The sequence below is a fragment of the Pedobacter antarcticus genome (assembly GCF_900112985.1).
GTDB classification, from domain to species: Bacteria; Bacteroidota; Bacteroidia; order Sphingobacteriales; family Sphingobacteriaceae; genus Pedobacter; species Pedobacter antarcticus.
Map to the genome: position 1 here is coordinate 182,992 of NZ_FONS01000006.1, position 22,184 is coordinate 205,175.

Annotated in this window: 10 protein-coding genes; 3 read left to right on the top strand and 7 right to left on the bottom strand. The window is 40.2% G+C overall.

The genetic code is table 11. The annotated features are described in order from the left end of the window. Positions 1–2 precede the first annotated feature (2 nt). Genes BM192_RS13855 through BM192_RS13870 form a run of 4 tightly spaced genes read right to left on the bottom strand, consistent with a single transcriptional unit; the run spans position 3 to position 6,509 of the window. On the bottom strand, positions 3–2,393 hold the full coding sequence (locus tag BM192_RS13855) for a GAF domain-containing protein (protein WP_234797563.1): 2,391 nt from the start codon (positions 2,391–2,393) through the stop codon (positions 3–5). Further along, positions 2,393–3,259, bottom strand: coding sequence for an SdiA-regulated domain-containing protein (locus tag BM192_RS13860; protein ID WP_037439445.1), 867 nt, complete (start codon positions 3,257–3,259; stop codon positions 2,393–2,395). Before BM192_RS13860 ends, BM192_RS13855 begins: the two co-directional genes overlap by 1 nt. Positions 3,260–3,274: 15 nt before the next feature. Further along, complete coding sequence (ppk1, locus tag BM192_RS13865) at positions 3,275–5,299, bottom strand: polyphosphate kinase 1 (protein ID WP_037439447.1); 2,025 nt, start codon at positions 5,297–5,299, stop codon at positions 3,275–3,277. Position 5,300: 1 nt separating this feature from the next. Then, complete coding sequence (locus tag BM192_RS13870) at positions 5,301–6,509, bottom strand: Pycsar system effector family protein (protein ID WP_037439448.1); 1,209 nt, start codon at positions 6,507–6,509, stop codon at positions 5,301–5,303. A gap of 446 nt (positions 6,510–6,955) precedes the next feature. Here BM192_RS13870 and BM192_RS13875 point away from each other — a divergent pair, with 446 nt between their 5' ends. Genes BM192_RS13875 through BM192_RS13885 form a run of 3 tightly spaced genes read left to right on the top strand, consistent with a single transcriptional unit; the run spans position 6,956 to position 18,191 of the window. Next, positions 6,956–13,471 (top strand): type I polyketide synthase, encoded by a 6,516-nt coding sequence (locus tag BM192_RS13875; RefSeq protein WP_037439450.1) that lies wholly within the window; start codon positions 6,956–6,958, stop codon positions 13,469–13,471. A gap of 2 nt (positions 13,472–13,473) precedes the next feature. Next, positions 13,474–17,493: a non-ribosomal peptide synthetase gene (locus tag BM192_RS13880; protein ID WP_051759748.1), complete on the top strand. Its 4,020-nt coding sequence runs from the start codon at positions 13,474–13,476 to the stop codon at positions 17,491–17,493. A 5-nt stretch (positions 17,494–17,498) separates the two neighbouring features. Further along, positions 17,499–18,191 (top strand): 4'-phosphopantetheinyl transferase family protein, encoded by a 693-nt coding sequence (locus BM192_RS13885; protein WP_037439452.1) that lies wholly within the window; start codon positions 17,499–17,501, stop codon positions 18,189–18,191. Positions 18,192–18,200: 9 nt separating this feature from the next. On the opposite strand, the gene BM192_RS13890 is transcribed toward BM192_RS13885, so the two are convergent. The 3 genes from BM192_RS13890 to BM192_RS13900 all read right to left on the bottom strand — a co-directional run bounded on the left by BM192_RS13890 (position 18,201) and on the right by BM192_RS13900 (position 21,962). Beyond that, on the bottom strand, positions 18,201–19,367 hold the full coding sequence (locus BM192_RS13890) for a glycosyltransferase family 2 protein (RefSeq protein WP_037439454.1): 1,167 nt from the start codon (positions 19,365–19,367) through the stop codon (positions 18,201–18,203). 3 nt (positions 19,368–19,370) lie between these two features. Continuing rightward, positions 19,371–20,282: a glycosyltransferase family 2 protein gene (locus BM192_RS13895; protein ID WP_037439456.1), complete on the bottom strand. Its 912-nt coding sequence runs from the start codon at positions 20,280–20,282 to the stop codon at positions 19,371–19,373. A gap of 75 nt (positions 20,283–20,357) precedes the next feature. After that, positions 20,358–21,962 carry a hypothetical protein gene (locus BM192_RS13900; protein ID WP_074589994.1) on the bottom strand — a complete coding sequence of 535 codons (1,605 nt, stop codon included), beginning with the start codon at positions 21,960–21,962 and terminating at the stop codon, positions 20,358–20,360. Positions 21,963–22,184: the final 222 nt, after the last annotated feature.

Consider the following 22,184-nt stretch of genomic DNA (forward strand, 5'->3'; position numbering starts at 1 on the left):
TTTTATAAAGGATTTTGACTAATGCTGACTCTAAGTGCTTTTAGTCCTTCAACGCCTTGTAATTCTTCAACTTCTAAATATTCTATTTCGCCCGAAAGCAGCTCTTCTGTCTGTAATCTACGGATATGCTTCAGATATTCATGGGCTTCAGACTGATTAAAATATACGATAGCTATTTTTCCGGGCTGGGTTAATCTTTCTGTTGTGCCTTTAATATTCGCTTTATCAATTCTTTTTTTCACCATCTGATAGCGGATATTATAGCTGCCCTCAACATCGAAGCGTTGTTCATCCAGCCGGAAACTTATATCCAGCTGTTTTCCATATACAAATATTAATTGTGTTGTTTCTAGCGGAAGTGGCAGATGACTGTGTAAATTAGCAGTAATATGTGCTATCTCAGCGATTACCCGCAATTGCTGATACCGGAAAACTGAAACCATAAAATCTGGAAAAGGCGTACCAGGTGCAATTGACTGTCCCAAATAGATATCAAATTCCACTCCATCAGTTCTGAATTTCTCGAAATAGCAGGGGTATAAATCTTGTATCGTCTGGTTAAATTCATCGAGCTGCCTTGAGACTGCATGATTAATCATCTGCATACTCAGTTCATATCGATCGCGGTTTATAAAAACCTTTCCACCGCTCTTACTGTCAGCCAAATATCTGTCAATAACGGTCTTCGTTTCGGGGTGCTGCTCTTTCAGTACTTCCAAATGAACAGGAAGCTGTCTGCGCAGGTAGTCATCAGTTTTCATGACTTCCATATCCGACAGTTCACTAAAATGTTGTTCATCCCATACACTCAGTTTTTTACCCAGCACTTCAGTTAATGATCCGCAAAGCACGGGCTGCAGTTGAGCTAAGGTTGACTCCAGTAAGCGGAAATGATCAAAGAGATCTTTTCTTATCATCAGGTTACGCTGGATGCTGGAATTCCTGATATCTACCGCCCCGTAAAAAGGATGTACGTCTTTGAAATTAACTGGTTCTATCTGCAACTTTTTCTCCAAACTACCCGATTTGAGATAATTATAAGCAGCTTCAATAAACCTCCACTGGACTGAAGGCTGAATTGCGGTGAACTGATCGGTAATAATCGCGGAAATCTCATTGTTGAAATCCATGATAATATTCTGATAAAGTTGCGCTAATAAAGGAAAAGCAAACTCTATTGAAGAAATCGTTTGTGGATTAAATGCCCCAAATGATCTGCTGTACATTTCCAGACAACCTACAATTTTGCCGTTATAATATAATGGGTATAATGCAAAGGATTTAATACCATTATCGAGCAATAACCTCAACATTGGTATTTCCGCACAGACCTCTTCATTGATCTCCGGATAAATAATCCGTTTAGGCTGCTGCAGAAATTTCTCGATCAGGTTATCATATTCTGCAGCAAGCATCCCCGATTCCTTTGCAAGTTCGATCAGGACGCTATGAAATCCGTCGTGATCAAATAAAAGGGACTTCTGATTTAGTTTTAGAAAAGGAAGTAAACTAAACTCAAGCTGGTTATTGCAGACCAATGCCTTTAATGCCATATGAATTGCCGGAAAATCCCAACCGGATTTACATTGATTGTGAGATATAATTGTACTCTTAACGGATTCGAGTGCATATTCTGCCGTGGCATCCGTTAGAGTTACGATTGACATCCCTTCAATTGTAAACATTTCGGGGGGTAATACGTCCTTCAGAATCTTCAGATAATCTTCTTCACCATCTAAAAACTTCTTCACAACATCGAGTGATAGCTCCGGTAAGGCTTGCTGTGCGCGGATCTTTAAAAACCTGCTGTCTACGTCCAACCGGTAATATTTCAGCAAATTAGTTTCCAGATCAAGAACAGAATGGACTATATGCTGCTCCAGATTTAATGAAAACTGGTAAAATTCCTGCAAAATAAGATTATAGAAATTGCCAAGCATACTTCTTTCCATCTCACCGGTCGATGGTAAACTTAGGTTTTGGTTGATATGATGTTTCTTTTTATCTAACAGAACACTGTAAAAAGCATCGCTGCCGTAATAAAAACAAGGGCAAACAGGTTTACTGATTGCCCATAACTGTTGTCCTTCCCGCTGAAGCAGAGGAGATACAAGGGTATGGATTAAATCAAAAAGTTTAGCGTAACGTGCTGTATTTTCTTCTTCAATATTATTTTCGAGCTCCGGAAAGGCAGCAAATTCCTGCAAAACATAAGTATATATATTTTTCCTGGCCGATGTATCTTCATTGGACTTTGCAGTCAGAAAATCGACGAATGGTTTCATCGAAAATTTGATGTCTGCCCCCAATTCACTATTTTCACTGCCACAGATATATTTACTGAGGTCTAATTTTATGGACTGCATCTTATCGTTATTTAGATTCTCTGCCATCAGGATTTACGTTTAAACTTCAGAATGTTTCCGGAGCTGAGTTCATCTCCTTCATTTGATATATACAGGTTCCTTTCTTTGTCAAAAGCTATCCCTTCTGGCTGGTTAAAAGTAGAAGAATTTAATCTGTGTGTACTTTTAATTTTCCAGTCCGGACTTGCAATAACCAGCAACTTGTTAACAGAAGAAAGAATATACCACTCTCCGGTATGTTCATCTCTGGCCAAAGCTGATGTTTTCAGACCGGTTTTTAAAATCTGTCCTGAGCTGATCAGCGCCGACAAATCCATATTAATTTCTCCTGAAGGGATCAATTCCTGTTTAGCCTGATCAAAAGTAAAGATGGAACCAGATAACTCACCATGTTTCTTGTCTTCTTTACAATTTTTACAAATCAGAAATACCTGGCCTGTCTGCTGCGAAGCATAAATACTTTCATATTCGCCTTTAGGAAGTATCTTTTTAAAGATTTTAGGCCTTTGCACCTTTTGTGTGGTTGCTTGTGAAAAAGGAAAAGCGGTAATCTCTCCATTACTGTTTAGAACCAGTACTGTTTCTTTCAGGATAGCCAGATCTTCATAGTCGCCTTTTTTACCGAATGTAGTGTGTAGTTGCTTCTTTTTTCCCCAAGCCTGACGAAATAAACGACCGTCTTCATCCTGTATTGAATAAATGGTATCACTTTTATCCTTATAAAATGCTATTCCTGAAATCTCCAGTAAATTATCTGGCATTATAAATTTTTCGGGCTTCTTAAAATCGTACCCGGCAGGACTGGTAAAGTCAGGACGGGAAGATTTACAGGCGAAAAAAATCAGCACTAAAAAGACCGGAAGTAAATAAATTTTGTTTGATAAATATCTCATTTTCTTAGTTTAATGTTAGGTGCTGCCGGTCTTTAAAAACTGGTAAATTTCTTCCTGTGAATGATGCTGTCCGTTTCCATCCACCCGAATTTGTTCCATTCGGGCATTGAGCCGGACCGCCTGAACATTATCTTTTAACTGTAAATTGAGTAAAGTGATTAGTTCCGCTTTTAAATCCGGGTCTTCAACAGGAAAACAAACCTCTATTCTGCTATAAATATTCCTGTTCATCCAATCTGATGATCCCATAAATAATTCTTGCCTGCCTGCATCTTGAAAAAGAAATAACCGGCCATGTTCCAGATACCTTCCAACAATCCTGGTTACAGTGATGTTTTCGCTTTGCCCTTTTATTCCTGGAATCAAACAGCAAATACTACGTATTATAAGCTGAATTTTCACCCCGGCCTGTGAAGCTTCATATAATTTAGAAATCAGGACGCGCTCTTCAAGATTGTTCATTTTAATAATAAGAGATGCTTCCCTCCCTGCTTGAGCATGAGCTATTTCTCTATCTATCAATGTAATAAAACCGGGTAAAAGATTAAAACCTGCGACCAGCAACTTACTAAAAGTGATCTGATCTTCCAGCGCGGGTCTTTTTTTCTTCTTTCTCAGATAACCAAAAAGCTGCTGCAATTCTATAAGCATCGGTTGTCTGGCTGTCATGAGCACATGATCTGTATAAAACTTAGCCGTAGATTCGTTCAGGTTACCGGTAGCTAGTAATCCAAGATATTGTTGCTCTCCATTTATACGTCTTCTAACCAACGCGACTTTAGCATGAACCTTCAGGGCAGCATTACTATATAAGATACGCACGCCGGCTGCTTTCATTTCAGTAGCCCATTTCAAATTGTTAGCCTCATCAAATCTAGCCTTCAATTCGACCATCACGGTAACTTTTTTTCCATTCTGTGCTGCTGTAATCAGCGCTGTCACAATTCTGGATTGCGCAGCAACCCTGTACAGGGTTACGTAAATTTCTTCTGTAAAAGAATCATGTGCGGCTTCATTGAAAAAGCGTAGAATAGGATCATACTGCTGATACGGAACATTAACCAACTGGTCTTTTTGATTAATCAAGTCAAAAAGTGTTTCAGACGGTCTGAGAAAAACTGCCCTGACCGGGCTCAATTTCGGATAAGAAAACATCTCCTGTTTTACGGGAATAGAATCCAGATCCCGGAGGTGGTGATAAAAACCGCCCTGAATAATTGCAGCTCTATTTAATTTCAGCATGGATGCCATGGTATAAATATACCTCAAAGGAATTTCAGGTTGAATGAGAAAGCGTGTTGCCGGTCCTAAATCCCGCTGTTTGAGCAAATGTTCAAACTGAACGATATTTTCTTCATCTATACCTTCATCAAGGTGTAACTCTGCATCGCGGGTAATTTTCACCTGATATATACCGGTAATTTTCTGATCCGGGAATAAGTAAGCGCTATGTGTACAAATAATATCTTCCAGAAAGACAATAAATTGTTGTGTTTCCGTGTTGAATGAATAAAATCTGGGTAATTGAGACGATGGAATAGCTATAAATTCCATTTGCTCCTTTCCGGCTTTGTTTTCCAAAACTACGGCCTGATATAGTTTGTTATTTTCAGCAAAAAAGGATTGACGGTCTACCTGATACAAACGAAGATAACCAAGAATATTATTAAAAAATACATCTGATACAGCTTGTTTAATTTCTTCAGGAATTTCCTGTTTATAAATTAAAGTGATATGTCTTGCCGCAAGGGCAGGAATAATCTGATTCTGAAGCAACCTGCCAAATCTTTCTTGTTGTACATTAATAACATACTGGGCATTTGTATAAGTATTATGCATCCCCTGCCTGTCATCATTCACATCGACAGACATTAAAACAGGCATCCGGACACGATAAAATTCATCCAGATTGGATGAATAGATCGAAAGAAACCGGATACGCTCCATTAAAGGGATTTCTGTATTCTCCGCTTCCATTAATACCCGCTCATTAAAAGTAAGCCAGCTTAAATCACGATTGAAAAAGGTATAACTATTCATATTAAAGCGTTACGATAGCAATTGCGATCATAAATGCCAGCACTGAGGCAATTATTCCAAACATAAAAACGCTGTAAGCAATACGAAGTAGTTGATATTTTCTACCTAAAACTACTCCTTGTGAATATAAATCCCTTATTAAGCTCCCATATAAGAAATCACGATCTTCCATCATCTGCTCCATACCAGCCTCGTAATCAGGCAAAGGCATGCGGTAAAAATTCCCGAAGAAGAGAAGATTCGCTTTTTTATCCCTGATATCCTGAATACTGAAGGTCCCATGTGGTAATGATGGCCTAGTTGCCAGAATCGAGAAAACCATCGTGACTACACAAATGATCAGTAGAATGAGGGTGGGAATAATCAAATGAGGGTTATCTTCCAGTTTACGCAATAACAAACTGAGTACAACTGATAAAATAATAGAATTGGTAGAGATCATAATGTGGGCCTTATTATCTGCCATATCACTCAACCTCTGCTGATTACCAGCAGTAATTCTGAACATGGTTTCTATCCCTTTATCCGGCCTGCTCTCTTGATTTTTCTTTTTTTGCTTGTGTTTTTCCGGTTCAACCTCCAACTTTTCTGCCACAGGTAAAACTTCCTGTTTTACCGCAGCAAGTCTTGTCTTCAGTTCTTCGAGATTACTTTGTTCTCCCGGGCCCTGTTGCTCTTTAGCATAGGAAGTATGATATTGATGAGCTTCCAGTAATGCAATTGTTTTAACCTTCCAGTCGTCCTTGGAAATCTCCTTACCTAAAAAGGCTTCGGATTCTTTCCGCATCAGCTTATTTCGTTCTCTGAAGTTCTGATCTCCCAGATGAAACAAATCTGCATCGCAAACGATCTGCTCATTGAGATTAGCCGGTTTCTGAGGCATCATTGTAGCCATAATACAGCCCGATACGGCCTGTTGAACATCTTCGGGGACATCCTTTCCTGCCAAAAATTCCCGGGCACGCTCAGCTCCAAGGGCTTCATGCCCGGTCACAGCAGTCAGATATCCCGTATCATGAAACCACGCTGCGGTACTGACAATGAAGAAGTCCTGATCTGACAACCGGTAGAAACCGGCTATACGGGTCGCGGCATCTACCACCTGCGCTGTGTGTTCCAGGTTATGATAGATTAATCGTTTGTCGGTACTGCTCAGAAATAGGCCTGAAACATGTGCCCTCACCTGCTCGAGAAGATCAAGATAATTCATAGTTAAAGATCAAAGTTTAAATCGTCAAATCCCAAATTTTATACCGGGAATAGACTTTCATAAAAAACATAAGCTAAATTACTTATTTGAAGGGCTTTTCCGTACAGTAATATTCCCATACTGCGTAAGATAATTCACAAAAATTAAAATTCATCAGTATGTGATTAAAGGAAACATTTCCTGCTATTAATAATAACGCAGATATTATATCACAATTTCGTTACACTAAGCCCATGTTTGTCTGAATATTATGAGTAATTTGCATTAGCCGAATCAAGATATTAAAGCTTAAATGACAGAATATCAATCAATATTGACAGTAATTGTGTTTTCGTAACTCCAGTTACACCTTTTTGACTTCCTCGTTATATTTAAATATAGTTGAGCATCTGGAAATAAAATATTATCTGCGGCACAGATCATGCAAGGTTATTAGTTTTAGAATCATGGAAAACATACACAAAAATGATCATTCTGCTGCACTGGAACACCAAGGCATCTATAACCTTTTTGAAGAAACTTCCATTAATTTTCCTCAGCACACCGCAATCGTATCGGATAGTGGGAAAATAACGTATTCTGCGCTCTCGGAAAGCATATCCATTTTAGCTGCAAGTATACTTGAGCAAGCTCCGGACGAGGAGCTTATCGCTTTGAGTACAACACGTTCCGCAGAAATGATTATTGCCGTATTAGCCATAATCAAATCTGGAAAAGCTTATCTACCATTGGATCCATCCTATCCAGAACAGCGATTAAATGAGATGAAAGAGAGCTCCGGAGTAAAATTCTGTATTTGTCCGGAAAATGAAATATCATTATATGATACATTGAATCTAAGCTGCCTTAAACAGGACAAAGGTTCTGAATCAGCGCTTAATACGCCTGTTAAAGGCACACATGTTTATGTTCTTTATACTTCTGGTTCTACCGGTAAGCCTAAAGGTGTTTATATGACCCAAATTGCGATGGCGAACCTTTTAGAATGGCAAAATATAGAATCACTCGCCGGACCGGAAAGCCGCACCCTACAATTTGCACCACTGAGTTTTGATGTATCCTTTCAGGAGATCTGGTCTACCTTAACCACCGGAGGCGTTTTATATCTGATTAGTGACGACTTACGCTTAGATCCTCACAATTTGCTCAATTTCATAGCTGAACATAAGATTGAACGTATTTTTCTTCCTTTTGTCGCACTACAGTTTCTAGCTGAAGCCGCAGTGGGATCCAATGTATTTCCTGCCAGCCTTCGTGAAGTGATAACCGCCGGCGAACAATTAAAAATAACACCTCAGGTTAAAACTTTTTTCGAGCACCTGCCTGAATGTAAATTGTACAACCAGTACGGTCCTACGGAATGTCATGTAGTTACCCAACTCAAACTAGAAGGCAGCCCTGATGTCTGGCCGGCTCTACCGAACATTGGAACTCCAATTAACAATACAGAGATCCTGATCCTGGATGAAAATCTGAACCTCCTTGAATCAGGAAATACCGGCGAACTGGCTATTGCCGGGTTAAGCCTGGCCAGTGGTTATTTAAATCAGCCTCTTCTTACCGCAGAAAAATTTATCCGTCTTCCCGGAAATGAAAAACTGGTCTATCGTACTGGTGATATAGCCCAGACTTTACCGGATGGCACTATTGAATTTCTAGGAAGAAAGGATGATCAGGTAAAAATCCGCGGATATCGGATAGAGTTGGGCGAAATAGAAGTACGGATGAATCATATTCCAGGAATTAAACAAGCTGTAGTCATTAACCAGGAATTTGCTGGTCAACAACGGTTACTGGCCTATATGATCGCAGGCAATACCGAAATTACGACAACACAACTCCGCACAAAGCTGGAAGCAGACATGCCGGATTATATGGTTCCCTCCGTATTTACCTGGATGAAGGAGTTTCCAAAAACAACAAGCGGTAAAATTGATAAAAAAAACTTACCATTACCCGAGGGAAAAAGGCCTGATCTTTCCATTCCATTCAGTCCGGCTAAAAGTACGCTTGAAAAACAAATTACATCAATCTGGAGCACCGTACTGGAGATTAACGAGGTTGGTGTAAACGATAATTTTTTTGAACTGGGCGGGAATAGTCTGTTGGCGTTAAAAACGGTTACACAGCTTAGAAATATCCATGCGATTATCCTCCCGATCACTAAGCTCTACCAATTTCCTACTGTGACTCAAATTGCAGATTTCCTTAGGCCTGAACGGAACACTAAAGAACTTACTTTCCGCAAAACCCGGCCTGCCGAAATTAACGAGGGCATTGCCATAATTGGTATGGCCGGTAAGTTTCCGGGTGCAGATACAATAGAAGAGCTATGGGATATCTTAAAAGCAGGCAAAGAAACAACTTCCTTCTTTACACCTGAAGAAATCGACCGTTCAATTCCTGCCGCAATCCGAAACGACGAGAATTATGTACGTGCACGTGGGGTTATCAGAGATGCAGCTCAATTCGATCCCGTTTTCTTTGGTATTAGTCCAAAGATAGCAGAATTGATGGATCCTCAGCAGCGGATATTTCTAGAAATCAGTCGCGATGTACTCGAAAAAACTGGACACCTTCCAGCTGTTTACTCAGGAATCACAGGCGTATTTTCCGGTTGTGGCAATAACAGTTATTATTCGCATAATATTGCTGGTCAAACCGAACTCATCAATCAGGTTGGTGAATTTCAGGTCATGACGGCCAATGAAAAAGATTATATATCATCCAGAACTGCCTACCAGCTAAATTTAAAAGGGCCCGCAGTAAGTGTATTTTCAGCCTGCTCGACTTCTTTACTCGCCATAGCCCAGGCGGTTGATAGTTTGCGCCGTCAGCAATGTGATATTGCCGTGGCAGGTGGTGTCAGCATTACCTCCCCGGCATATAGTGGCCATTTATATCAGGAAGGTGCAATGCTCAGCAAAGATGGCCATTGCCGTTCTTTCGATGCTGATGCTACTGGTACCGTATTCAGCGATGGTGCGGGAGTGGTACTGCTAAAAACATTATCTGCAGCACTGAAAGATGGTGATACTATATACGGCATAATTAAAGGTACCGGCTTAAATAATGATGGTGGCGAAAAGGGCAGTTTTACTGCGCCCAGTACAACCGGACAAGCATCTGCAATTGCGATGGCTATCCAGGATGCTGGTATTAATGCATCCGATATCAGTTATATCGAAACGCATGGTACTGCAACACCCGTTGGTGACCCAATTGAAATCGAAGGTCTCAAACTAGCATTCGGTTCGCAGGAAAAACATAATTATTGCGCAATTGGAAGTATCAAAAGTAATATGGGACACATGACCGCTGCCGCTGGTGTAGCTGGTTTAATTAAAACTACGCTGGCATTGTATCATGGTGAAATCCCACCATCTATAAATTTCAAAACCCCTAATCCGGAACTTCGTCTTCAGGATTCTCCTTTCTATGTCTGTGATCGTTTACAGCCTTGGCCGGACAATAAGCGCCGTTTAGCCGGCGTAAGTTCATTTGGCGTCGGCGGAACTAACGTCCATGTACTTCTGGAAGGTTTTCAGCCAGCTACGATTGAGGAAGAAACGGCCGTTAACAGTACTCAGCAGGAGCAGCTAATTATTTGGTCTGCAAAGTCTGCAGAAAGTCTGGATGGCTATGGTCTTTCTTTACAAGACTTTCTGAATCAGCATACTGGCACATTATTATCAGATGCCGCTTATACACTTGCGACAACGCGGGAAAACATGAATCATCGCAGATTTATAGTAACTGACGGTACATCTTTTCAGGAACAATTAGAAAAACATACCAGTCATTTGCTTAAAAGATTACCTGGTGAAGTAGTTTTTATGTTTCCCGGTCAGGGTGCACAATATCCGGGAATGGGAAAAGAACTCTACACCTCGGAGCCTGTCTTCCGGGACGCTGTTGACAGATGTGCCAATCTTTTAAATCAGTGGGTAGATCTGGATATCAGGAAACTATTGTATGAAGACTATCCAGATGCTGCGGAATTGCTTAACCAAACACAATATACCCAGCCTGCCCTGTTTCTGACCTCATATGCTCTTGGCAGTTTATGGATTAGCTGGGGAATTAAGCCTTACATGTTATGTGGTCATAGTATCGGTGAATATGTAGCCGCCCACTTTGCGGGAATAATGAGCTTGGAGGACGCACTGTATTTAATTGCAGTCCGCGGGTTAATGGTTTCGAAACTTCCCGGCGGAAGTATGCTTAGTGTGAGAACCGGTCTGGATCGCATTGTAGGCTTATTGCCTGACACTCTTTCTGTTGCTGCTGTAAATAGCCCGCAGCTTTGCGTAATAGCAGGCCCCGACCAGGCAATTGAGCAATTTCAAGATCTGCTTGATACACATGCTATTCTTCATAAAAAATTATTTACCAGCCACGCATTCCATTCTGCCATGATGGACCCAATATTGGTTGACTTTAAAACCCTGGTCAACAGTATCAAACTGGAAAAACCAAGAAAGCCGGTTATTTCTACCGTAACAGGAAAGTATTTAACCGATGCTGAAGCTACTGATCCTGCCTACTGGACAGAACATCTGCGTAAAACCGTCAGGTTTAGCGATGCGCTTCACACGATCTCAGAACTAGACTATCCGGTTCTTCTTGAAGCTGGTCCTGGAAATACCTGCACGACGCTCGCCTGGCAACAGCTCGACAGAAATAGCATTACGGCAATTGCGAGTCTGGAAAAGAAAGAATTATCAGGCGGCAGAAATGCAATTCTCCAGGCCCTGGGTAAAATATGGCTTGCTGGCATCCAGCCGGAATGGAACGAATTTTACCAAAATCAACCGGTAAAGAGAATTGAACTGCCTACCTACAGCTATCATAAAAAACACTATTGGGCGCTCGCCGCAGTCCCTGTATCGACATCTCCTAAAGATAAAATCACCATGCCTAAACAGAACTTCATTGAAAAAATAAAAAATATACTGGAAAATGCTTCTGGTATAGAGATGGAAGGTGTAACTCCAGAAATGAGTTTTATTGAAATTGGTCTGGACTCTCTATTACTAACTCAGGTCGCCATTACTTTAAAGAATGAATTCGCACTGCCAATTACATTCAGGCAATTAAATGAAGAATATGCAACTATTGACTCCCTTGCTGCATATATCAGCAGCCAGTCTCCGGAAGCGCCACAAGCGGTAGTGCCACAGCCTGTATATCAACAAGCTACCCAAAATCCTGTTCGAACCGAGCCTGCAAATACTGCATTGGGTCTTATTGCACAACAGCTTCAGTTATTATCCAGACAGGTAGAATTGCTTACGGGTACGCCACAGCAACCGGCTACGCAACCTGTTTTCATACAGGCAGAACTTGCTCCCACGGTAGAAAAAATGAGTATAAATGCAGACCTATCTCCTGAGGAACTAACGGAACTTAAAAAACCTTTTGGTGCCACTGCCCGTATTGAAAAAAGTGCGGCGGCAATGTCTGAAGAACAAACCGTTTTTCTGAAGGACCTTATTCGCCGGTATAACGAAAAGACTCCTCAAAGTAAAGCTTATAACCAGCAGCACCGTACGCACATGGCCGACCCAAGGGTGGTATCTGGCTTCAAGCCATATACTAAAGAAATTGTTTACTCCATAGTTACCGATAAATCTAAGGGTAGTCATTTATGGGATATAGACGGCAACGAATATATTGACGCACTTAATGGGTTTGGATCAAATCTATTGGGTTACCAGCACCCTGTACTAAAATCAGCAATACTCGAACAGATTGAAAAAGGTTATGAAATAGGTCCGCAACATGCACTGGCAGGTGAAGTATGTTCTTTGATCTGCGAGTTTACCAACTTTGACCGGGCTGCACTTTGTAATACTGGTTCTGAAGCGGTATTGGGTGCTATCAGAATTGCAAGAACTGTAACTGGTCGCTCTTTAATTGTTGCATTTAATGGCTCTTACCATGGCATCAATGATGAAGTTATTGTTCGCGGCACTAAAAAACTAAAAAGCTTTCCTGCAGCACCAGGTATAATGCCGGAATCTGTACAAAATATGCTGATCCTTGATTACGGCACCCCTGAGAGCCTCCGGATTATCAGAGAGCGTGCTCATGAACTTGCGGCAGTATTAGTAGAACCTGTGCAAAGCCGCAGACCGGAATTCCAACCTGTAGATTTTCTGAAAGAAGTACGCGAGATCACCAGAAAGTCAGGTGCTGTCCTGATTTTTGATGAGGTCATTACCGGGTTCCGTGCACATCCTGGCGGTGCTCAGGCCATTTTTGGAATCGATGCCGATCTTGGTACTTATGGTAAGGTTATTGGCGGAGGACTGCCAATTGGTGCAATAGCAGGAAAAAAACAGTTTATGGATGCCCTGGACGGTGGATTCTGGCAATATGGAGATCAGTCTTTCCCGGAAGTTGGGGTTACTTATTTTGCGGGCACTTTTGTCCGTCATCCACTGGCACTTGCCGCAGGAAAAGCAGCCTTGCTCTACATGAAAGCACAGGGCCCGTCTCTTCAGAAAAAACTGAACGAACTAACCACTGGTCTAACCGCGAGTGTTAATACTTATTGTAAACAGAAGAATATCCCTGTATACGCAGCTTCATTCGGTTCGCTCTGGAAGATTAAATTTCACGAAGAATATCCGTATAGCGAATTGATATTTAGCCTAATGAGACTCAAAGGAATTCACATATGGGATGGCTTTCCTTGTTTCCTGACAGAAGCACATACTGCTGTTGAAATTGAAGAAATATTAAATGCTTTTATAGCAAGCGCCGATGAGTTGCTGGCAGTTAAATTGATTCCGGTATACCTCGAACCGAACAATACTGTTCCAGTGCAGGTGACAGACAAAAGTCAGCCTCCAGTAGCTGGTGCAAGATTAGGAAAGGATGAAAATGGTAATCCTGCCTGGTTTATTGAAAATCCTGAAATTCCTGGAAAATACTTACAAATTGAAACCAAATAAGAATGCCGCACCCTAGCCAACATATCACTTATAAGCCAGTTGATTTCAATCCTTTTGAAGAAGAAAAGGGGATTGAAAAAATTATCCCTGTTAACGAGCCCCAGAAAGAAATCTGGTTATCTTGTATGATTGGTGGTAATGACGCGAACTGCGCATATAATGAGTCTGTGTCCCTCGATTTCAGCGGTGAAATGAATACAGCTTACTTTGAAACTGCACTACGCAAAGTAATTGAGAGGCACGAGGCATTACGTGCAACCATATCTCCTGATGGTGAGGTACTCATTATTCAGCAACCAGGTAATTTCTCTCTTTCAACTACAGACTTGTCGTCTATACCTGAAGAACAAAACCGTTTAATTGACGAGTTCATCGTCGAGGAAATGAATTTTGTATTTTCTTTAGTTGAAGGCCCTCTATATCGTTTTCATCTTCATAAACTTGGAGAGAAACACTTTCTGTTCACTGTAGTCCTGCACCATATTATTGCCGATGGCTGGTCAACTGGTGTAATCCTGGATGACCTTAGTAAATTATATAACCAACTTTTAAAAAATGGGTATGCAGAACTTCCGGCGCCACCACAAATCAGCACCTATGCATCAACCCTAGAAAGTTTTAAAAAAACTGTAGCATTTGAACAGACAAATACTTTCTGGCTTAACCAATATCAGGAATCTGTACCCGTGCTGGATTTGCAGACTGATTTCCCCAGGCCGTCTCAAAGGACTTATAAGTCTAAAAGGTTCGACTTTCAGCTCAATTCCGAATTAGTAAATCAGATACGCAAAACCGGCGCTAAAAATGGCTCTAGCATGGTTAGCACACTACTTCATGCATTTGAAGTTTTCTTATTTCAGCAAACAAATCAGCAGGATATCGTCGTTGGTCTTCCGGCCGCTGGTCAGGCTGCTACAGAAAACACAGGCCTGGTAGGTCACTGCGTAAATCTGCTTCCTTTGCGATCCTTTATCGATTCGGAAATGAGCTTCAATGCTTATTTGAAGAAAAGAAAACCTGAGCTTTTTGATGCCTACGATCATCAGCTTTTTACTTATGGTCAACTTATCAAGAAATTGAATATTAAACGGGATCATTCCAGAATTCCTATGGTACCGGTTATTTTTAATATTGACCTTGGTATGGACCAAGGTTTGGTTTTCGATCAACTGGATTATAAGCTAATTTCGAACCCACGTTCTAACGAAACCTTTGAAATATTCTTAAATATTTCAGGGGCAGGCAATGTTTATATTTTAGAATGGTCCTATAACACTCAGCTTTTTAAACCGGAAACTATCCAAAGGATGGCGTTCGATTTTCAAAATTTGCTAGAGAAAGTAACTGCAAACCCAGATATTCCAATAAAAGACCTTACTGAAGAAAAAAGCAATTCATGGAATGAGAGCATTCGTCTTTGGAATAAGACAGATGTACCTTACCCAAGGGAAAGCTCTCTGATATCACTGATCGATCAGACGGCCTTAACTTATCCGGATAAAACTGCCGTATCATTCGGTGAAAGATCTATATCTTACTTTGAGCTTAAGTTAAAATCTGACCAACTTGCTGAATATCTGATAAAACAAGGAATGACTTCGGGGGACATAACCGGTCTCGCAGCAGAAAGATCCATTGAAATGCTAATTTGTATGCTGTCCATTATGAAATGTGGCGCCGCCTACTTACCTCTTGATCCGGAATATCCTGCGGAACGAATTGAATATATGCTGGAGAACTCCGAAGCACATTTCCTGCTTGTTTCCGATTTATGCACAGGAAAGTATCATTCTCGAGCAACCGAATTATCTATCTCTGAAATCTTCAGCTCTTTAGAATATGTGGGACAGGAATGCGATTTCCCAATCGTTGCGGGTAATGACCTTGCTTACGTTCTATACACATCAGGGTCAACAGGTAAGCCCAAAGGAGTACAGATTATGCATTATAATCTGGTGAATTTTTTATTGAGTATGCAGAAAGATCCGGGCCTGAACTCCCGCGATAAGTTACTTGCAATCACGACCATCTCATTCGATATAGCAGGTCTCGAACTTTTTCTACCGCTGATCAGCGGCGCCGAGTTAATTTTATGCGATAGAGAAACCTCAAGAGATGGACGCCGTTTACTGGAAACACTAAGCAGTAGAGAAATTACTTTCATGCAAGCGACGCCAGCAACCTGGAGAATGCTTATTGACGCAGGCTGGAATTCAAGCCCTGGACTTAAAGTACTTTGTGGCGGTGAAGCTTTTCCTCCAGCACTCGCAGAAATTCTGCATACCAAAGTTGGATCTGTGTATAACATGTACGGCCCTACTGAAACAACAATATGGTCATCACTGAAACTGTTATCTGCAGAAGACAAACAGATCACTATTGGAAAGCCCATTCAAAATACTCGTTTTTATATTCTGAATGCCCAGCTTAACCCAGTTAAACCAGGAGCTACCGGCGAAATATATATAGGTGGTGATGGTGTCGGCCTGGGATATCTGAATCAGCCGGAACTTACCGCCGAACGATTTATAAAAGATCCCTTCTGTGACTCTCCTGATTCCAGGATGTACCAGACTGGTGATTTAGGAAAATACACGGCTGATGGTGAAATCCTCTATATGGGGCGTTCAGATCAGCAGATCAAAGTACGAGGCTTTCGTATTGAACCTGGTGAAATTGAGAGCGTACTGCATGATATTAATGAGGTGAAATCTGCAATCGTTATCGCCAGGGAAGACATACCGGGAGATCAGCGAATGGTTGCTTATGTCATTCCGGTCAAAAAAGAACTTCTGGAATCTGATACTTTTGGTGAATGGAAAAAAGAACTCAGAAATCATTTACCTGAATATATGATCCCTCAGGATTTTGTAATCATGGAAGAGTTTCCACTTACACCTAATCATAAGATAGACCGTAAGGCATTACCAAAGCCACCAAAACAGCAAACAGCAGCAGCAAATCAGTCAGCAATTAGAAAAATGACTAAAAGAGAAGCTGTTATTGCTGAGATATGGTCTGACGTGCTCGGCCTCGTTAATCCTTCACCTGATGATGATTTCTTCGAATTAGGAGGGCATTCATTGCTCGCGGTCAAAGTCATGGTAGAAATAGAGCGTGTCACAGGAAAAAGGTTGCCTTTATCAACCCTTTTTGAATCATCCACAATTTCAAGTCTAGCTAAAAAAACCGGAGGTGACGACGATAACGAAGAACATTCCTGGGATGTTTTGGTCCCTATTAAACCCTCAGGCAAAAAAGATCCTATCTATCTTGTGCATGGTGGTGGTCTGCACGTTTTATTATTTGCATCCATGAGCAAATATATCGACGACGATCAGCCGGTATACGGTATTCAGGGCCTGGGGATGAAACGGGATATGGAGCTTCTGTATTCGAATGAAGAAATAGCCAGTAAATATCTAGAGGAAATCCTGCAAAACAACCCAGATGGTCCTTATTGTCTTGCAGGCTATTCAATGGGCGGTAAAATAGTTTTTGAAATCGCAAATCAATTACAGCGAATGGGAAAAACGGTGAAATTCCTCGGAATAATCGATACCTACGCAACGAATGAAGATGAAAATTTAAGAATTAAGATGAGTAAGAAAATCATCCGGCAATTCAGAAAAATACCATTTTTCATTAGCTCATTTATTAAAAACCCTAAAGATGCCTGGTCTTATCAGATGTATATGTCTAAAACCAGAATTAAGCAATTACTTTCAAAAAACAAAGAAGAAGAAACTAAACATTTTAATGAGAGAGAATTGGAAATAGTGAATAGTTATGATATTGCTTATCAAAAATATAGACTCAAACCTTCAGACCTCAAAATTCATTTGTTCCGGGTTAACAAAAGATTATATTTTCTGGATGACCTGAAATTTCTTGGCTGGGCGAAATTTGCAAAAAAAGGAGTAGAAGTACATGAAATACCGGGGGATCACAGGACGTTCCTATACTCTCCTAATGATCAAGGGTTTGCACGTATATTGCAAGGAGTGCTGGACAAACTTTAAAAACTATGTATGACTTATCTCTACAGAAACTGACGGGCCACTCCTGGCGTCCCTATTTGCCTATTCAAAAGCTCAGTCAGGATTTACATATTTTCTGCATTCCGGCGATAGCTAGACCAGGAGAAGAATTACTAGATGCTGATATGATACTTTCTGCTTGCGAATTACATCATCTTAGTAAATTACGCTTACCTTCTTTAAAAGAGAACTTCAAAAGATCAAGGTATTTTCTAAGGAATATTCTTTCTGTTTTTCTGAATTCGTCGCCATCAGCACTAAATTTCAAAAAAGATAAAGGACACAAACCTTCCGTGGATGGATTGGAGTATAACCTTACGCGTTCAGCAGATTTTATTATTATTGCTGTAAGTGAGCAGCCTGTCGGAATCGATCTTGAATTTATTAAACCTGATTTTGATTTCTCAGATATCTGTGATCAGCATTTCCATGAAGAAGAACAGCGATGGATAGATACTGACCGACTACGGTTCTTCACCGTATGGACCAGAAAAGAGGCCGTATTGAAAGCTACGGGAGAAGGACTGATTGATGATATGGCTACCTTCTCGACGATAGCACCACGAGTATATAGAACCCCTAACGGGTTTCATTTAGAAAGTTATCTGATGAATGACAATTATATACTTAGCCTTGCCACCAATAATTCTGACAAAAAAACTTATTTCTGGCAACTCTAGTATGCCATTTTACTTTCGTCTGGATTTCTCCCAGGCAGCACTTTGCTGCTTTCTGAAGTACCGGTTTATTCCTGCAATTACCGCATAGTTCATTACGCAAAAATAATAGGGAATAAAGAGCGCTTTAATTCTGATGTTTTTTCTTTCAAAATATACTCCGGCTATACTTAATAAATAAAACAGGCACTGAGCGATCAATAAGGCTATGTAGAATAGCCCGGCATCATTGACGACTAACACTATATTTAGAAAAAAAACAAGAATTAATAGAAACGGAGTGATAGTCCATCTTAAAACACGGTGACTGATATACTGAAATGTAAATATGGGCTGATTAAAGGGGTTGGCAGATTTCCTTAACCTGAAAATAGATTGTATTCCACCCGCAGCTATACGGATCTTCCGTTTTAACTCTTCAGCGACATCTGCTGAAGCTGTCTCCATCGCATAAGCTAAAGGTTCGTATGCTATAATATAACCTTTTTCGGCTATTCTCATTGCAATCATATGATCATCAATAATGGTATCACTTTCAACTGGTTCGTATAATGCAGTTCTAATACTAAATAACTCTCCTGCAGCACCGACATTAGAATACAGCTCATAATCCCATTGCTTCAACTTGGATTCATACTTCCAATAAAAACCCTCTCCTGCAGAACTTGCATCTGCGGTATCATCTACCAGAATTCTTTTTTCCCCGGCAACAGCCCCGACTTTAGGATTCTGATAATGCTTAACCAATTCAAGAATGGCGGCCTTATTTAAAAATGTATTTGCATCAGTGAATACCGTAATTTCTCCCTTTATAAAAGGAATTGCCCTTTTAATAGCAGCCATCTTGCCAGCACGGCTGTCTTGATGCAAGAGCTCAATTGAAGAATAGCCAGCTACCTTAGCTGCCGTAGAATCAGAGGATCCATCTGTAATAAAAACAAGTTGTATCAAACCTTCAGGGTAATCTAACTCCAGGGTATTTTTAATTTTTTCTTCAATAATATCTTCTTCGTTATAAGCTGCCACAATAAGCGTAACTGTGGGGAGAGCACTATCAGAGCTAAATAAAAAAGGCTTACTAAAAATCTTCTTTATTTTGACAAGCAGGTATAGTACAAACCCATAACCGACATAAGTATAGACGATCAGGAATATGCTGATCCAGAATAATAAAACCATGAATTATAATTTATAACCTAATTTCCTGCTCTTTTTGCCATTAACCAGGTTCCACGCCAGACCTTTTAGTACCCATTTGACCAAATCTTTCCGGCCAGAGAACGTATATTTTAATATTTGTTTCGGACAAGCGAGCAAGACATAATAAAAACTGAATATAACAGTATTAAACAAACTTGTGTTACGACGGATGAACAATAAGCGATTTCTGGTCATAAAATAGGTCTTAATACTGCTCTCCCTCCCTACACTAACCGATTCTTTATGATATATTTTCGTTTGCCCGGTAAACCAGATACTTTTTCCCGCACGTCTAAACTTTTCGCACCAGTCGAGTTCCTCATAATACAAGAAAAAGTTTTCCTCCATCAATCCTACACTATTAAGGTCTGTTCTTCTGCACATCATTGCTGCACCATGACAATAAGCTGTTTCCCTGCTTGTCTGGTCAAACTGCCCTTCATTTTTCTCCATACTACCAATACCACGGTTACGGCATGTTTTATAGTTCATCTCTGTGAATCCGGCGTATTGAATTAATTCAGGCTGATCAAAATACAAAATCAGCGGAGAGACCATTCCGACCTGCGGATTATCATCCAGAGTTGCGCTTAATGCATCAAATAGGTTTTCGGTAATTTCGGTGTCGTTATTTAAGAATAAAAGGTAATCTCCGGTTGCCTGTCCTATTCCGAGATTATTTCCGCCTGCGAATCCGATATTTTCCTTCGATCTGATGTACTTGACTCCGGGATACGCAGACTGCAATATTTCCTGGATATCCTGTTCACTACCATTGTCTACAACAATTAACTCAATAGGATGCCCTGAAGAATACTTCTTAATGGATTCTAGCAAAGCAATAGTAACATCAGGCTGGCGGAAGTTGACGGTTATAACAGAGATTGACTTCATTCATTAAAAATGATAAAATTGAGGGTTTCGGCTATTAGAAAATAGGAAAACCTCAATTATTTTCAATTTAGATATTTATATAGCTTCTACAAAAATTGGTGTTTCTGTTACCTCCAGTTCAATCTTGCCATTTGACGTTGGAAAATCCTTATAATCCATCTGATCGGCACCGGGCTTTAAATAATGTACTCTGGCAGTTTTTGCTTCTTTAAGATTTAGCTTGTATTTTTCCTTTCTATCATTCTGATCCGGAACAACAAGTATGTACATATTTTTACCTTTATAAGTATAAACGTCTACAATGGGGTCATTGTTTATGGTGTTGCTGTAAATGTACTCACCCATTAATTTAGTAGTTTGAAGAATATAATCTGCAGCCGGTCGTCTTTTCTCTTCATTAAGCAATCCAGATGTTTCAAAAGGTGTTTTAGCTGCGAAACCAGGAGAATGCGCATCATATGCCTGATAAAAGAAAACACGATTCAATCCATGTCTGGCGTACATTAAGGAAGTTCTCAAGATCCAGTCAGCCTGCGTTAATAGAATAGATTTCGAACCAATAGGTCTTGCACTTTGTACACTTTCCTCATTCAGATCGTACCCGGTTTCAGTTGTCCAGACTTCTAAATTGCCAAGTTCTTCCCCTAAAGAAACCATCGTATCTGCAATTTTCCCCATATTTTCATTAGTTTCTGGGGCAACACCCTTATTGTTGGGTTTGAATTTGGCGAACCATGTTGTATTATCATTTGAATACATATGGAAGTTAATCACGTCAAAACATAAATCAACACTTCCATCCGGCTTATAGCCACGATTTTCTTTGCACCATTCTACAATTTCCCTGATATACTTTACGTCTGCCCTGGCAAGTCCGCCAATAACAACTTTCATATTTGGATCTGCAGTTTTAGCCCCTGCATTTTTTCCCATTGTTCCTTTATGTCCGTCATAAAAGGCTGAAAGGTTAGCAGCATATTCCCTTCCGGTCTGTTGCGCTTTTTTTCCTTTCCACCATTTGTCAGGCTCATTATTACATTCGACATATTTGATCAGATTGAGTCCAACCTTCATATGGTTTACCCGGTCATTTGTCCATCTTGGTTTTTTAAATAACGTAATCAGGTTTGTATCGATATTCTTATTACTACCGTATCTGGCTGAGAATTGGAAGATTGCCCTCGCTACCTCTTTATAGGACTTTGGATCTTCTCTGTTGGCGCCATACTTTAGTGGCACCACATCCACTTCCTGCTGACCAGGAGGATACGTTTTATATAACCAGTCAGGTACATTTTTAAGACAACTTAAAACAAATATACCTTCCATCTTACAACGCTCGTAAACCAGATCGTAATTCCAACCTCCTTTTGTCGTCGGATCGAAGGAATAAACGCCCTCTTTATCTTCAATTTTATCCCAATCCATATAATGCCTCACACCGGAGAAAGACTTCATTAAGTCCATTTTAGGTTCGTAAATAAAATTGCCGTCATTATTTCCATGAGGATTCTGTAGAAAGTCCCATTCAAATGCATTGATACCAAACAGGTCTTTCATTCTAATCTGTCTATAGGCTAACTTATTTTCTTTGATGTCCTCTTCCTCTGACTTACATGATAATAATGTGCAAACAAATAAGAGTGCTAAAATGGATTTGAAGATTTTCTGACTATTCATATATTATTTACTGAGAGATTAATTTATTAATCACGATCAATTTGCTGTAACCTGATAAAACTGATCTAAAATACATAAAATTCTGTCTTTAATTGAATGGGCCTGGAATACCGGCACAGGTCCTTTGCGGATCCGGAATTTTAATTCAAAAAACCATAAATCGGCCCGGCAAGAAAATATAAATATTTAGGGGATAAAATTCCCCAATTTTACACACTTTAC